Origin of the sequence: Bradyrhizobium arachidis (assembly GCF_024758505.1) — a bacterium.
In the GTDB taxonomy this organism is placed as follows: domain Bacteria; phylum Pseudomonadota; class Alphaproteobacteria; order Rhizobiales; family Xanthobacteraceae; genus Bradyrhizobium; species Bradyrhizobium manausense_C.
This window is the reverse complement of the sequence record NZ_CP077970.1, coordinates 147,106-162,188: the sequence shown is the minus strand read 5'-3', so window position 1 is coordinate 162,188 and position 15,083 is coordinate 147,106. Positions and strand designations below refer to the sequence as shown.

Here is a 15,083-nt window from a genome sequence, read left to right as displayed (position 1 = left end):
AGCAAGGTTTGCGAAGGGCGCCTCCGGGCGCCCTTTTGCTTTTGTTGCAGTTTTGCTGCGGGATGGGTGCAGCATGGCCGGCGGTGACAATGGCCACGGAGTAGTATTCAAGATATTGTATTTACACATATAACCGTCGATTTTGGCGCATAACCTGAGTCAAACGCCGTAGACCGCGTAAGAAAATGCTGCGCCGTATATTGCGCCGCACAATAGTAGGATGTTGCGCGGTGACCGTCGATGGAGGCGCGTCCGGCGCTTGAATTCGACATTTGCCTTTTGGCGGGTTGGCCGACAAATAGGCCGCCATGCATCCGAGGGATCAGACCATTTTTGCGCTGTCGTCGGGACGGCCGCCGAGCGCGATTGCGATCGTGCGGGTCTCCGGGTCCGTCGCTGGCGAGGTGCTGACCTCGCTGGCGGGCAAGCTCCCGAGCCCGCGGCAGGCCAACCGGGTAACGCTGCGGGATGCCGAGGGACGAGCGATCGACGATGCGGTCGTGCTGTGGTTTCCGGGACCAGGCAGCGCGACGGGTGAGGACGTCGCCGAATTCCATGTCCACGGCGGCCGCGCGGTGCTGGCGGCGCTGCTTACTGCAGTTTCTGTTATTCCGAATGTCCGCGCGGCGGAGCCCGGCGAGTTCACGCGCCGCGGATTCGAGAACGGCAAGCTCGACCTCACCGAGGCCGAAGGCCTCGACGATCTCATCCACGCCGACACCGACCGGCAGCGCCGCCAGGCGCTGCGTCAGTTGCAGGGATTGCTCGGCGACCGCGCGCGCGACTGGCGCGAACGGATCATCGAGGCATCGGCGCTGATCGAGGCCGGCATCGATTTTTCCGACGAGGGCGATGTGCCCCTGGAATTGCAGGCGCCGGCGTTGAAGGCAATCAGGGCGCTGCACGACGAAATCGCAAGAGTGCTTGCAGCGCAGGGCAAAGCTGAACGTTTGCGCGATGGCCTCGTCGTTGCGATCGCCGGTCCGCCGAACGTCGGCAAGTCGACGCTGATCAATCAGCTCGCGCGGCGCGACGTCGCAATCGTCTCGCCGCACGCCGGCACGACGCGCGATGTGATCGAGGTGCAGCTCGACCTCGACGGCTATCCCGTCACGGTCATCGACACGGCCGGCATCCGCGAGACCGACGATCCCGTCGAGCAGGAAGGCGTGCGCCGGGCGCGGGCGCGCGCGGAAGAAGCGGATCTCGTGCTCTGGCTTTCCGATGATGGGGATAGCGGCGACGCTCAATCCGCCGGAGCGGCGCCGGTGTGGATCGTGCGAAACAAGATCGATCTTGCCACAGAAGACTTGAGTCCGGCGGCCGGGAAGGCTAAGGCGCCGGAGTCGGGCTCCAGGGTCTTTGCGATCTCGGCGCAGCGCGGCGACGGACTGCCGGACCTGATCCAGGCCCTGGTGGAATTCGCCGGTGCGTTCTTCGGGGCGAGTGAAGGAGCGCTCGTCACCCGCGCCCGGCAGCGGGAGCTGTTGCGCCAGACCGCCGGTTCCCTGCAGCGAAGCATGGAGCTTCTTGGCGAGGGCGAGGAGCTCGCGGCCGAGGAACTCCGGGCGGCCTCCTATGCCCTCGGACGGTTGCTGGGCCGGGTGGACGTCGAGGACGTCCTGGGGGCCATCTTCCAGAAGTTCTGTATCGGAAAGTAGTGCTAGTTCTTCATTGTAGAACTATCGCTTGTTCCACTCCTTCGTTGTTTCACGTGAAACAGCTCGCCCAAAGCGCCCCTCTCTACTTTGCATGGGGTTGTTTCCGAATTTCTATTCCCCCGACGTCCGCCGCTCTGTTTCACGTGAAACATCTCCCTGAGTTTCCGCTTCCGGCTTTTCGCGCTCTGGGATAGAAGTCCGCGCTATGCGGACAGAGCGAGATTCCTTCGACGTCATCGTGATTGGCGGCGGGCACGCCGGCTGTGAGGCCGCGGCTGCGGCTGCGCGCATGGGTGCGACCACGGCGCTTGTGACCCACCGCTTTGCGACTGTCGGGGCGATGTCCTGCAATCCCGCGATCGGTGGCCTCGGCAAGGGGCACCTGGTCCGGGAGATCGATGCACTGGACGGTCTGATGGGCCGGGTCGCGGATGCCGGCGGCATCCAGTTCCGGATGCTCAATCGCAGGAAGGGTCCGGCCGTTCGCGGTCCGCGCGCCCAGGCCGACCGGAAGCTTTATGCCGCCGCGATGCAGGCAGCGATCCGTCAGACCGATGGTCTCAGCGTGATCGAAGGCGAGGCGGACGGGCTGATCGTTTCGGACGGCCGGGTTAGGGGTCTGCGCCTGGCTGATGGCCGGACCTTGCGGGCAGGGGCCGTTGTCGTCACGACCGGCACCTTCCTCCGCGGCCTGATCCATCTCGGGGAGAAGAACTGGCCCGCCGGGCGTGTGGATGAGGCCCCCGCGATGGGGCTCTCGAAGTCTTTTGAAGCCGCCGGCTTTACGCTGGGCCGGTTGAAGACGGGCACTCCGCCGCGGCTCGACGGGACCACGATCGACTGGTCGGCGGTCGAAATGCAGCCCGGCGATGATCCGCCAGAACCGTTTTCGGTCCTGACCGAGCGGATCACGACGACCCAGATCCAATGCGGCATCACCCGGACAACTTCGGCGACCCATGAGGTGATCCGGGCCAATGTGCATCGCTCCCCGATGTACTCTGGCCAGATCAAGAGCTCCGGCCCGCGCTACTGTCCCTCGATCGAGGACAAGATCGTCCGTTTCGGCGACCGCGACGGCCACCAGATCTTCCTGGAGCCCGAAGGGCTCGACGATACGACCGTCTATCCCAACGGCATCTCCACCTCGCTGCCGGAGGAGGTCCAACTCGCGATCCTCGCCACCATTCCGGGCCTGGAGCGGGTCAAGATGGTCCGGCCGGGCTATGCCATCGAATACGACCATGTCGATCCCCGCGAGCTCGACCCGACCCTTCAGACCAAGCGTCTGCGCGGCCTGTTCCTGGCCGGACAGATCAATGGCACCACGGGATATGAGGAAGCCGGCGCCCAGGGCATCGTGGCCGGTCTCAATGCTGCGCTTGCCGCCAGCGGAGCGGCGCTGACGGTCTTCGACCGTGCCGACGGCTACCTCGGCGTGATGATCGACGACCTCGTGACCCGCGGCATCACCGAACCCTATCGGATGTTCACCTCGCGGGCCGAGTATCGCCTGACCCTGCGGGCGGACAATGCCGACCAGCGTCTGACTGAAAAGGGCATGGCTCTCGGCTGTGTCGGCAGCGTTCGGACCCGGCATCATCGGGCCAAGATGGCTGCTCTGGGGGCGGCGAAGACGCTGTCGAAGTCGCTCACCATCACCCCGAACGAGGCGAGCAAGCACGGACTGTCCCTCAACCGGGACGGACAGCGCCGGTCGGCCTTTGAGCTCCTGGCCTATCCCGAGATCGGCTGGGGCCAGGTTCGCACCATCTGGCCGGAGCTGTCGGCCATTGACCCCGTCATTGCGACCCACCTGGAGATCGACGCCAAGTACGACGTCTATCTGGAGCGCCAGAGCGCTGACGTCGAAGCCTTCCGGCGAGACGAGGGACTGGTGCTGGCCGATGTCGACTACGCCCTGGTGCCGGGTCTCTCCAACGAAGTCCGAGGCAAGCTCGAACGCGCCAGGCCCTTCACCATCGGTCAGGCCGGCCGGCTCGACGGCATGACGCCGGCTGCGCTCGGCATCCTCGCGGCCTATCTCCGCCGTGAAGCCCGGCGGAAGACTTCGAAGGCGATGGCCTAGGCGTTTCACGTGAAACAGCGCGGACCCGGCAAAGGAAGATCCGATCCACGACGACCTGACGCGGGAGAGGGGGCGACGAAGCCTGCTGCACCTCGAGGTCGGTCACTGGACGAGGCGATCGCGGCGGACAAATCTGCTGCACTGAAACTCGCACCGGTTTCACGTGAAACGGAGGCGCGCCTCGATCGCTATGTCGCGCTGCTGCTGGAGTGGCAGGCCAAGACCAACCTCGTCGCGCCCTCGACACTTCCGCATCTCTGGACCCGGCACATCGCCGATTCGCTGCAGCTCATGTCGCTTGCCCCGAGCGCAAAGCGGTGGGCCGATCTCGGCAGCGGCGGCGGCTTTCCCGGCGTGGTCCTGGCCTGCGTCATGGCCGAGGTGCCGGACACGAGCGTCCACCTCGTCGAGCGAATCGCAAAAAAAGCGGCGTTCCTGCGCGAGGCTATTCGCGTTACCGCGTCGCCAGGGGTCGTACATCTCGCCGAGATCGGGGATAATGTGGATAGAATCACCGGCCCGGTCGATTGCGTCACCGCGCGTGCGCTGGCTCCGCTACATCAACTCATCGGCTTCGCGGAGCCGCTGATGCGCCACGGTGCAAAAGCGCTGTTCCTCAAGGGTCAAGATGTAGAGGCTGAATTGACCGAAGCCGCTAAATATTGGAATATTCAGCCTCGACTCCATCAAAGCCGCACGGGTGACGGCTGGATCGTGGAGCTCACCGCGGCCACGCGGCGCGGGTGAGGGGTCAAGGGGTGAGTGGGGATACAGGCATGGCCGTGATCGACGAACCGCAGCACGAACAGACCGACATTGTCCCGCCGGGCCATCCCCGGATCCTGGCGCTTGCGAATCAGAAGGGCGGCGTGGGAAAAACAACCACGGCGATTAATCTCGGCACGGCACTCGCGGCGATTGGTGAACGCGTCCTGATCGTCGATCTCGATCCCCAGGGCAACGCCTCGACCGGCCTCGGCATCGACCGCCGCAACCGCTCCTGCTCGACCTATGACGTGCTGGTCGGCGAGGCTGCCTTGCGCGAAGCTGTTGTCGCGACCGCGGTGCCACGGCTGCACATCGCACCCTCGACCATGGACCTCTCCGGCCTCGAGCTCGAGCTCGGCCACACGCCCGGCCGCGCATTCAAGCTGCGTGACGCCATCGGTTCGCTCAACAACAACGTCTCGCCCGATGCCGATTACACCTATGTGCTGATCGACTGCCCGCCCTCGCTCAACCTGCTCACGGTGAATGCGATGGCCGCGTCGGACGCGATCCTCGTGCCGCTGCAGTGCGAGTTCTTCGCGCTCGAAGGTCTGTCGCAATTGCTGCAGACGGTGGAGCAGGTGCGCTCGACGCTCAATCCGAACCTGTCGATCCACGGCATCGTGCTGACCATGTTCGACTCGCGCAACAACCTCTCGAACCAGGTCGTCGCCGACGTGAGGCAGTTCATGGGCGAGAAGGTCTACAAGACCATGATCCCGCGCAACGTGCGCATCTCCGAGGCGCCGTCCTACGGCAAGCCGGTGCTGGTCTACGATCTCAAATGCGTCGGCAGTGAAGCTTATCTGCGGCTCGCCACCGAAGTGATCCAGCGCGAGCGCGAGCTGCGCACCACGGATTGAATCCAACAACGTCATTCCGGACAATTCGCGGCACGCGAATTGATCCGGAATCTCGAGATTCGAAATGAAACAATGTCGAGATTCCGGGTTCGCGCTTCGCGCGCCCCGGAATGACGAAGATAGGTAACAGGAGCGTTCGAGTGAATCCAAGGGAGCTGGCGATGGCCGACGAAGCGCGTTCGCGACTGGGCCGGGGTCTTGCGAGTCTGATCGGCGACGTCGGCGGCGAGGCCGCGCATGTCGAGCGGCCGCGCGCGCAGCGCAAGGTGCCGATCGAGTTCATCAAGCCCAATCCGCGCAACCCGCGCCGGACGTTTTCGGAAGTCGAGCTCAAGGAGCTCTCCGACTCGATTCGGCAGCACGGCGTGATCCAGCCGATCGTGGTGCGTCCGTTGAAGGGTGCGCAGGACCGCTTCGAGATCATCGCCGGCGAGCGGCGCTGGCGCGCGTCGCAGATCGCGGGCCTGCACGAGGTGCCGATCGTTCCGGTCGACATCAGCGACAGCGATGCGCTGGAATTCGCGATCATCGAGAACGTGCAGCGCGAAGACCTCAATCCGATGGAAGAGGCGCAGGGCTATCACGCGCTTGCAGGCGAGTTCAAACGCAGCCAGGAAGATATCGCGAGGGTCGTCGGCAAGAGCCGCAGCCACGTCGCCAACATGATGCGGCTGACAAAACTGCCGGCCGAGGTGCAGGCCTTCATTGCGACCGGTCAATTGACGGCAGGCCACGCCCGTGCGCTGATCGGCGTGCCCGATCCGCTCGCCGCGGCCAAGCGCATCGTCGAAGAGGGCCTCAACGTGCGCCAGGCCGAAGCGCTCGCGCATGAAGAAGGCGTGCCGGAACGCAAGCCGCAGAAGGCGCGTGCAGGGGTCAAGGAAAAGGACCCCGACACGCTCGATCTGGAAAAGCGCGTCAGCGACGCGCTCGGGCTCAAGGTCGTCGTCAACCACCGCGATCCCGGCGGCAGCGTCCAGATCAGCTACCGCAACCTCGATCAGCTCGACGAGGTGATGAAGCGGTTGGCGAAGGGCGTGCTGTAGATCCCTTCTGTCGTTGCGAACTGAGCAATCGACCGAACTCTCGGTGTCGTCCTGGCGAAAGCCAGGACCCATACCGCGTGATCTATCAATAAGAAGTTGGAGCCAGTACCGCTCGCCAAATTACTGCCGGTGGTAATGGGTCCTGGCTTTCGCCAGGACGACGTCGGGAAGGCATTGGCGCGTTCGCTCAACACCGTCATTGCGAGCGCAGCGAAGCAATCCAGACTGCCTCCGCGGAGAGACTCTGGATTGCTTCGCTGCGCTCGCAATGACCTGCGGGGAGGGCGGTGCCTAACCCCGCCGCTTCGCGTTCGCGGCGATGGCCATCAGCGTGCGCTGGGCGATCGCGGCGGCGAGTGCCGGCTGCTTGCGGGTATCGAGGGCTGCGGTGGCGAGCTGCTCGATGATACCGGACAGGCGCGGCGCGCTGAAATTGCGCAGCGCGGTTTCGACCACGCCCTTGCGTGAAAAATGCAGCCGCGGAAAGCCGCCATCGAGCACTGCGGCGATCGGCGTGCCCTCGGCAACCGCGAGCGCCGATTTGTGCAGCCACGCCGCCTGGCGCTGGGCCGCCGAGATGATGACGCCGGGATAGGTGCCGGCGATCATTGCCTTTGCGAATTCGCTCTCGACGATGTCGGGTCTCCCTGCGAAGGCGCCGTCGACGATCGGATCGAGCTTCAGCTCCGAGGCATCGGCAACGACGGCCATGACGTCGTCGAGCGTGATCTCGCCTTTGCCGTGGGCGTAGAGCGTCAGCTTGCGCAGCTCGTTGCGCGAGGCCTGGCGGTCGCCACCGAGGAACGACATCAGCGCCGCGCGCGCATCCTGGGCGATGCGCAAATTTGCGATCCGGAGCTCGTCATCCATCAGCTTCGCGAGATCACGTTCGGTGTCAGGATAGCAGCCGATCGCGACCGCGGTCTTGGCGCGCTCGCAGGCTTTTCGCAGCGGCGACTCCGGACGCAGCTCGCCGGCCTCGATCACGATGCGGCAATCCCTGACGCTCATCTCGGCCAGCGTATCGACGCCGCTGGCAAAGCTGCGCGAGCCGGCGCGAATGCGGATCGCGCGGCGACCGCCGAACAGCGGCACTGTCATGGCCTCGTCGACCAGGCGCGATGGCTCGGCGGAGAGTTCGTCACCGTCGAGCTTCACGAGAGAGAAGGGGTCGTTGGGATCGTCGACGGCGGACGCGATCAGCGCGTCGGCGCGCTCGCGTACCAGGCCGGCATCGGGGCCGTAGAGCAGGATGATCGGGCGGCCGGCGTCGGGCCGGGCGAGGAAGGAGTCGATCTCTTTTCCGCGAAGCGCGACCATTGTGCCCCATTTGTCATTCCGGGGCGCGCAACGCGCGAACCCGGAATCTCGATCCACAATCTCTGGATTCCGGGTTCTCGCTGCGCGAGCCCCGGAATGACGGGGGTGTGTCTTAAGTGCCGGCGGTGAAGAACGAGGCCAGCCGGGTCGTGATGTTCTCGGCGATCTCGTTGGCGGCGCGGTCCTCGGCGTCGCGATAGGCGCGGGAGCGGGCGAAGCGCTGGTAGGAGCCCGGCATGTCATAGGACACGCGTGAGAAGGTCGTCCCCGTCATCACCGACTTGTTGGTCGCGATCTCGATCAGATTGTACTGGGCGTCGATGCCGTAGTTCTCGCTGCTCGGCAGGCCCGTATTGGGGTCGACGATCAGCGATTGGCGGTTGGTCGTAAAGCGCAGCACAAGCCGGTGGGTCGGCGGCATGCCGGTCGCCGTGCCATACAGCTTGAACGCCAGGGCGTTGCGGACTTCGACCTGGACGCGGGCCTCGCGGGAGGCGTTCGGCTTGTCGACCGGGGGAACCTCGACCCCCATCAGCTTCTCGCGCAGGCCCGGGGTGCCGTCGGTCCGCTCGGCGTACATCGGCTGGAAGCAGCCGGCCGTCATGGCCGCCAGGGCGGCGACCGCCACAAGACGGGCTGCAATGCGGATCCTAGCCGACAACATTCACGATCCTCTTGGGGACGATGATCACCTTGCGGACGGGCTTGCCGTCCAGGGCCAGTTTTACCGCATCGAGGGCTAAAACGGCAGCCTCGATTTCCGGATTCTGGGCCGCTGTTGCAACCGTGACCTCACCCCGCTTCTTGCCGTTGACCTGAACCACCAGGGTCACGGTGTCTTCAATCAGCAAATCGCGTTCGATTTGGGGCCATGAGGCCTCCGAAATCAGCCCCTGCTGGCCCAGCACCACCCAGCACTCCTCGGCCAGATGGGGCATCATGGGTGCAAACAGTTGAACAAGGATGATTGCGGCTTCCTTGACCGACCAGGCGACATCCGGCGTCGGCGTGCCGGTCTTCGTAGTTTCCTGGCCCAGCACCTCGGCCAGCGCATTGGTGAATTCGCGGATATGGGCCAGGCAGACGTTGAAGTGCAGCCGCTCGATTCCGGACGAGACCTTGTCCAGCGCGCCATGGGCTGCCTTGCGCAGTGCCAATGCATCCGCGCCGAACGCAGCCGGCCGGGCCGCCGGCGCGGCCTTTGCCAGCTCGGCCGATTCGTTCACCAGACGCCACAGCCGCTGCACGAAGCGCGAGGCGCCCTGGACGCGCTCGTCGCTCCAGATCACGTCGCGATCGGGCGGTGAGTCCGACAGCATGAACCAGCGGGCGACGTCGGCACCGTAGGTCTCGATGATGTCGTCGGGGTCGACCGTGTTCTTCTTCGACTTCGACATCTTCTCGATCGGGCCGACCGTGACGTCCTCGCCGGTCGCCATCAGGACGGCGCGCCGGCCATTCCCGCCGACTTCGATCTTCACCTCGGCCGGCTGCACCCAGCTGCCGTCGGCCTTCTGATAGGTCTCGTGCACCACCATGCCCTGGGTGAACATGCCGGCGAACGGCTCGCTCATGTTGACATGGCCGGTCGCCTTCATCGCGCGGGTGAAGAAGCGGCTGTAGAGCAGATGCAGGATCGCGTGCTCGACGCCGCCGATATACTGGTCGATCGGCAACATCCGATTGGCGACCGCGGGCGTCGTCGGCGCATTCGCGTTCCAGGGATCGGTGAAGCGCGCAAAATACCAGGACGAGTCCACGAAGGTGTCCATGGTGTCGGTTTCGCGCTGGGCCTTACCGCCGCATTTCGGACAGCTGACGTGCTTCCAGGTCGGATGATGGTCGAGCGCGTTGCCCGGCTTGTCGAAGCTCACATCCTCCGGCAGCGTCACCGGCAGCTGATCGTCCGGCACCGGAACGACGTCGCATGTCGGGCAGTGGATGATCGGGATCGGACAGCCCCAATAGCGCTGCCGCGAAATGCCCCAGTCGCGCAGCCGGAAATTGACCTGCCGCTCGCCGACCGGCGCGTTGCCGCGCATCTCGTTTTCCAGGCGTTTTGCGACGTCTTCCTTGGCCTGCTCGATGCTCATGCCGTCGAGGAAGCGCGAATTGATCATGCGGCCTTCACCGTCATAGGCGGTGTCGGTGATGACGAACGATTTCGGATCCTGACCTTCGGGGCAGACCACCGGCGTGTTGCCTAGGGCGTATTTGTTGACGAAGTCGAGGTCGCGCTGATCGTGCGCGGGACAGCCGAAGATCGCGCCGGTGCCGTATTCCATCAGCACGAAGTTCGCGACGTAGACCGGCAGCTTCCAGCTCGGGTCGAACGGATGCACGGCGCGGATGCCGGTGTCAAAACCCTGCTTCTCGGCGGTGTCGATGATCTCCTGCGCGGTGCCGATCTTCTTGATCTCGGCGATGAACTCCGCGAGCTTCGGGTTCTTCGCAGCTGCTGCCTGCGCCAGCGGATGATCGGCCGAGATCGCCATGAACTTTGCGCCGAACAGCGTGTCCGGGCGCGTCGTAAAAATCTTCAGCTCGCTCTCGCCGGCCGGCGTCGTCGCTTGATCCAGCGCAAAGCGGATCAGCAGGCCCTCGGAGCGACCGATCCAGTTGCGCTGCATCAGCCGCACCTTGTCGGGCCAGCGATCCAGACCCTCCAGCGCGTCCAGCAGCTCCTGCGAATACTTCGTGATCTTGAAGACCCACTGGCTCATCTCGCGCTGTTCGACAACAGCACCCGAGCGCCAGCCGCGGCCATCGATGACCTGCTCGTTGGCGAGCACGGTCATGTCGACAGGATCCCAGTTGAGCTTGCGCTTCTCGCGTTCGGCGAGGCCCGCGCGCAGCATGTCCAGGAACATCTTCTGCTGATGCTTGTAGTAGCTGGGGTCGCAGGTCGCGAATTCGCGTGACCAGTCGAGCGACAGTCCGATGGACTGCAGCTGCTTCTTCATCGCGGCGATGTTGTCATAGGTCCACGCCTTCGGCGCCACCTTGCGCTCGATCGCGGCGTTCTCCGCCGGCAGGCCGAACGCATCCCAGCCCATCGGGTGCAGCACGTTGAACCCCTTGGCGCGCATGAAGCGCGCCAGCACATCGCCGAGCGTATAGTTCCGGACATGGCCGATATGGATGCGCCCGGACGGGTAGGGGAACATCTCGAGCACGTAATATTTCGGCCGCGGATCGTCGTTCTTGGAGGCGAAGATCGCCTTCTGGTCCCACTGGCGTTGCCAGCGCGGTTCGGAATCGCGGGCGTTATAGCGTTCGGAGGTCATGGAATCGTTGGGGTTTTGTGTGCTTTGGCCGTCCTAAAGACGGCGGACTAGGCCACAAAAAAGGCTGTTGGGTCAACGCCCGGGACCCCGAAAAGACCGCAGGACAGGCAGTCGGGAGGCGGGTTACCCCGCCATCGCCATTTCGGCGTCACCCTCGGTCATCCGCACGATGCCGTGCTCGGCGACGGTATTCCGGCCGCGGTGTTTGGCGGTGTAGAGGGCGGCGTCAGCGGCTTCGATCAGGTCGCCGGGGCGCAGGGATTCGTTCGGCTTGGTCGCGGCGACGCCGATCGAGACGGTCACCAGCATGTGGTTCGAGGTGATGTGGGGCAGGGAGAGCTGCAACACCGCCGCGCGCACCTTCTCGCCGATCTCGACGGCCTTTGCCAGGTCCGTATTCGGCAGCAACAGGCAGAATTCCTCGCCGCCATAGCGGGCCGCAAAGCCCATGGTGTCGGCGGCGATGCCGGAGAGGGTTTCGCCGAGCCTGGTCAGGCAGGCATCGCCCTCGAGGTGGCCGTAGCTGTCGTTGTAGAGTTTGAAATGGTCGACATCGATCATCATCAGCGACAGGTCGCTGCCATATTGCTGCGCCCGCATCCATTCGAAGTCGAGGCGGCTCTGGAAGCCGCGGCGGTTGGCGAGGCCCGACAGCATGTCGATCGACGCCATCACGGTCAGACGATCGTTGCTGGCGACCAGTTCGCGCTCGCGCTGACCGAGCTGTGCGGCCATGGCGTTGAAGGCGCGTGCCAAGGGCACGAATTCGGACGGAAGGCGATTGCGCGCGGCGCGCGCCGAGAGGTCGCCTTCGCCAAAACGTTTTGCCATGTCGGCAAGCATCTCGATCGGCTTGATCACGAGCTTTTCGGCGGCAATCAGCGCGCCGAGCAGGACGAACACGACGACGAAGCCGAGCTGGAGATAGGCGGTGCGGATGTCGCGGTTGACCGCCGCGGACACTTTGTCCTCATCGATGCTGGTGATGAGGCGCGCATTGGTGCCGGCGATGCGAATGAAGCTGACGGCGCGCTTGGAGCCGTCGACCGCCATAAAGGAGAGCGAACCTTCGTCCTGGTCCGAACGCAGCGCCATGTCTGATATCGCCGACATCAGCGGCACGTTATCGAGCGGACGCCCTATCTCGCTGCGCTGATCGGCGGGCGCGGCAAGCACGATGCCGGCACTGTCGACCAGAATAGCTGAGATGCCGGGGCGGCCGCCCAGATTGCCCATGACCTTCGACATCCAGTCGAGATTCACGGTCGCGAGCACGACGGCGCCGGATTCGCTGCCCATCGCGGCGACCGGATAGGCGGCCATGACAGTCGGGGTCTGCGCGGGACGCGCGAGCAGGAAATCAGACAGCACGAAGCGGCCGGTCTCCTGCGCCTGCTGGAAGTAGGGCCGGTCGCTCAGGTCGAGACCGACATACATGTTGTTGGTCGAGCACTGGATGCGTCCGTCCTGGCCGGCGATCAGCAGCGTGCGGATCCAGGGCAGGCTCGTCGGCAGGCTGGCGCGCAGCACATCGCAACTGCGGCTGATGCCGCCGGCGGACGCGCGGATGAAGGCTTCCGCTTTCAAAATGGTCTCGACCGAGGAGATCACCTCGCGCTGCGCATCGGCGCTGTGGCGTGCAACGATGGTGAATTCAGCGGTGGCCTGCGCGATCTGCTTGACGCGCGCCTCTTCGAGCGAGCGGACGCGCTCGAACATCAGCGGCGCGACCAGAATCACGGCCAGCAATGCAAGGCGTGCCCGGATCCCGAGAACCTGCTTGAGTTTCGCCCGTTTGCGGTTGAGACTGACGTTTGCCATCTTCGCTACCCACCCCGCGCGCAAGGTAGCTTGAAGGGTTCAAAAAGCCTTTCTTGAACTCGGTAAAATTGGACCTACTTCCGTAAGATCACGGTCAATCGACGTCATGACACACGCCAACGCCTCGCCGCTAACCGCGGATTCACCAAACGCGCTCGCCGCCGTGGAAGCCGAGATCGCGCGTGCCTGCAAGGACGCGCGGCGCGATCGGGCCTCGGTGACGCTGATCGCGGTGTCCAAGACGTTCGCCGCTGACGCAATCACGCCCATTATCGAAGCCGGACAGCGCGTATTCGGCGAAAATCGCGTGCAGGAAGCCAAAGGCAAGTGGACAGCGTTAACGTCCGCTTACGGTGGCATCGCCCTGCACCTGATCGGGCCGCTGCAGTCCAACAAGGCCAAGGAGGCGGTGGCGCTGTTCGACGCCATCCATTCGGTGGACCGCCCCAGCATTTGCCAGGCGTTAGCCAAAGAAATCGAATCCCAGAAAAAGCACCCGCAGCTCTTCGTGCAGATCAATACCGGCGAGGAGCCGCAGAAGGCCGGTATCGCGCCTGCGGAAGCCGATGCGTTTTTGGCGAGCTGCCGCGAAACCTATGGACTTCAGATTTCCGGGTTGATGTGCATCCCGCCGGTCGACGAGCCGCCGGCTTCGCATTTTGCGCTGACCGCGAAGATCGCTGCGCGCAACGGGCTGAAGAATTTGTCGATGGGCATGAGCGCGGATTTTGCGACCGCGATTGCGCTCGGAGCCACGCATGTCCGCGTGGGGTCTGCGATTTTCGGGCACAGATAGTTTTGCAGTCGTCCTGGCTTTCGCCAGGACGACATCGGTTACTACGCAAACCTCACCGACACCTTTCCCAGCACGCCGAAATCCGCGGCAAAATGATCGCCGGCCTGAATCGGCAATGGCGGATGGCACGTGCCTGTCGTCACCACCTCCCCTGTCCGCAGCGTGAGGCCGAGGCCGCTGAGCTCGTTGGCGAGCCAGGCGAGTGCGGCGCGGGGATCGCCGAGCACGTTCTTGCCGTGACCGATGTAAGTCCGGCCGCGCAGCGTGATGGTCGGTCGCTCCTCGACGAGATCGATCGCACGCCAGTTCGCGCTCGTTGACGCGCCCAGCACGAACAGATGCGCGCAGGCATTGTCGGCGATGAGCTGGGCTTCGCCGGCGCTGACGAAATCGGCGAAGCGCGAGTCCGGAATCTCGATCGCGGGATGCAGGCTGCCGACGGCGGCGAGCACTTCGTCCACGCTGTAAGGCGTAGGCCGCGGCGGCAGGTCCCGCGCCATGCGGAAGGCGAATTCCGGCTCGCCGACGGCCATCGCATTACCTTTCATCGAAGCCGTGCCGCCGTCGGCGATCACGGTATCGCTCAAGATACGTCCGGCCATCGGACCCGCGACATTGATGTGCTTCTGTCCGGCCTCGCTGGTGGCCGCGATCTTCCAGCCGAACAATTTTTCCGATGACTGCGATTCGAGCGCGGCCTGCACCGCATAGCCTTCCGCACGGTTGCGCGGGCGCTGCGCGGCCTCGAGCTCGCCGAGCTTGGTGCCCGCGCGCCAATGGTCGAACAGGGTTTTCGACGCGGCTGAGATTCCGTCCTTCTCGAGCATGGTCCCTCACCCGATGATGATTTTTGTTCGCGGTCCCATCCGCCGCAAAAGTTGCAGCATGGCTCGTCTCGTCATCGAGACGCAGCCCGCGGTCGGGCCAAAATTGTCGCGCGCAAGATGCAGGAAGACGGCACTGCCCCGGCCAGGGATGCGCGGCCGCGTGTTGTGGTCGATCTCGACGATGAAATCATAGAGATGGTCGGCCCGCGTCAGCCGGTCGCCGCCCTGCTCCCGCTCCAGCCGGATCGGCCGGTTGTAATGCCGGTCCGTGGGGTCTTCGCACCAGGCGTCCGCGGGGTTGATCGCGCGCACCGGCAGGAAGGTCTTGGGCCGGCTGTGTCGGTCGCCGCGCCACCAGAGCTGCCGCGGCCTGAAGCTGCCCTTCGGGGTGCCGCCGTCGCCCTCGCGCTTGTTGGCGAGGATGCCGCCGCGCCCCAGCGCCACGGGAATGACGAGCGGTCCCGCGGTCAGCCAGCCCCGCCGCGGGTTACCGGCGGCGGCCCTCACAGTGATCGCCGAGAGCGGCCCTGCGGTGGTTTTCTTGGCGTAAGCCACTGATGCAGAATGTCTTTTCATATGAATGCGGGATGGCAGCTTCATTACAG

General features: G+C 64.6%; 12 protein-coding genes. 6 read left to right on the top strand and 6 right to left on the bottom strand.

The genetic code is table 11. The annotated features are described in order from the left end of the window. Nucleotides 1–308 precede the first annotated feature (308 nt). The 5 genes from mnmE (at nucleotide 309) to KUF59_RS00745 (ending at nucleotide 6,427) form a co-directional block, all read left to right on the top strand. On the top strand, nucleotides 309–1,661 hold the full coding sequence (gene mnmE, locus KUF59_RS00765; protein ID WP_212456391.1) for a tRNA uridine-5-carboxymethylaminomethyl(34) synthesis GTPase MnmE: 1,353 nt from the start codon (nucleotides 309–311) through the stop codon (nucleotides 1,659–1,661). Nucleotides 1,662–1,866: 205 nt separating this feature from the next. Next, a complete protein-coding gene (gene mnmG, locus KUF59_RS00760; RefSeq protein WP_212456392.1) occupies nucleotides 1,867–3,750 on the top strand; it encodes a tRNA uridine-5-carboxymethylaminomethyl(34) synthesis enzyme MnmG in 1,884 nt (627 codons plus the stop codon). Between the two features lie 105 nt (nucleotides 3,751–3,855). Further along, on the top strand, nucleotides 3,856–4,497 hold the full coding sequence (gene rsmG / locus KUF59_RS00755) for a 16S rRNA (guanine(527)-N(7))-methyltransferase RsmG (RefSeq protein WP_212456550.1): 642 nt from the start codon (nucleotides 3,856–3,858) through the stop codon (nucleotides 4,495–4,497). 29 nt (nucleotides 4,498–4,526) lie between these two features. Further along, nucleotides 4,527–5,381: a ParA family protein gene (locus tag KUF59_RS00750; protein WP_212456393.1), complete on the top strand. Its 855-nt coding sequence runs from the start codon at nucleotides 4,527–4,529 to the stop codon at nucleotides 5,379–5,381. 161 nt (nucleotides 5,382–5,542) lie between these two features. After that, a complete protein-coding gene (locus tag KUF59_RS00745) occupies nucleotides 5,543–6,427 on the top strand; it encodes a ParB/RepB/Spo0J family partition protein (protein ID WP_212456394.1) in 885 nt (294 codons plus the stop codon). A gap of 291 nt (nucleotides 6,428–6,718) precedes the next feature. Here the strand turns inward: KUF59_RS00745 and holA are convergent, their stop codons facing one another. The 4 genes from holA to KUF59_RS00725 all read right to left on the bottom strand — a co-directional run bounded on the left by holA (nucleotide 6,719) and on the right by KUF59_RS00725 (nucleotide 12,855). Further along, nucleotides 6,719–7,747, bottom strand: a complete 1,029-nt coding sequence (gene holA, locus KUF59_RS00740; RefSeq protein ID WP_212456395.1) for a DNA polymerase III subunit delta — start codon at nucleotides 7,745–7,747, stop codon at nucleotides 6,719–6,721. Nucleotides 7,748–7,859: 112 nt separating this feature from the next. Beyond that, complete coding sequence (gene lptE / locus KUF59_RS00735) at nucleotides 7,860–8,411, bottom strand: LPS assembly lipoprotein LptE (RefSeq protein ID WP_212456396.1); 552 nt, start codon at nucleotides 8,409–8,411, stop codon at nucleotides 7,860–7,862. After that, nucleotides 8,398–11,034: a leucine--tRNA ligase gene (gene leuS / locus KUF59_RS00730; protein WP_212456397.1), complete on the bottom strand. Its 2,637-nt coding sequence runs from the start codon at nucleotides 11,032–11,034 to the stop codon at nucleotides 8,398–8,400. Before leuS ends, lptE begins: the two co-directional genes overlap by 14 nt. A 123-nt stretch (nucleotides 11,035–11,157) precedes the next feature. Then, the gene (locus tag KUF59_RS00725) at nucleotides 11,158–12,855 is read right to left on the bottom strand and encodes a diguanylate cyclase domain-containing protein (protein WP_212456398.1); all 1,698 of its coding nucleotides are present in this window, start codon (nucleotides 12,853–12,855) and stop codon (nucleotides 11,158–11,160) included. Between the two features lie 106 nt (nucleotides 12,856–12,961). Here KUF59_RS00725 and KUF59_RS00720 point away from each other — a divergent pair, with 106 nt between their 5' ends. Next, a complete protein-coding gene (locus KUF59_RS00720) occupies nucleotides 12,962–13,651 on the top strand; it encodes a YggS family pyridoxal phosphate-dependent enzyme (RefSeq protein ID WP_212456399.1) in 690 nt (229 codons plus the stop codon). A 41-nt stretch (nucleotides 13,652–13,692) separates the two neighbouring features. Here KUF59_RS00720 and KUF59_RS00715 read toward each other — a convergent pair whose 3' ends face one another. Together KUF59_RS00715 and KUF59_RS00710 are read right to left on the bottom strand one after the other, a co-directional pair. After that, nucleotides 13,693–14,478, bottom strand: a complete 786-nt coding sequence (locus KUF59_RS00715) for a 2-keto-4-pentenoate hydratase (RefSeq protein ID WP_212456400.1) — start codon at nucleotides 14,476–14,478, stop codon at nucleotides 13,693–13,695. A 6-nt stretch (nucleotides 14,479–14,484) separates the two neighbouring features. Next, nucleotides 14,485–15,054, bottom strand: coding sequence for a L,D-transpeptidase family protein (locus KUF59_RS00710; protein WP_212456551.1), 570 nt, complete (start codon nucleotides 15,052–15,054; stop codon nucleotides 14,485–14,487). Nucleotides 15,055–15,083: the final 29 nt, after the last annotated feature.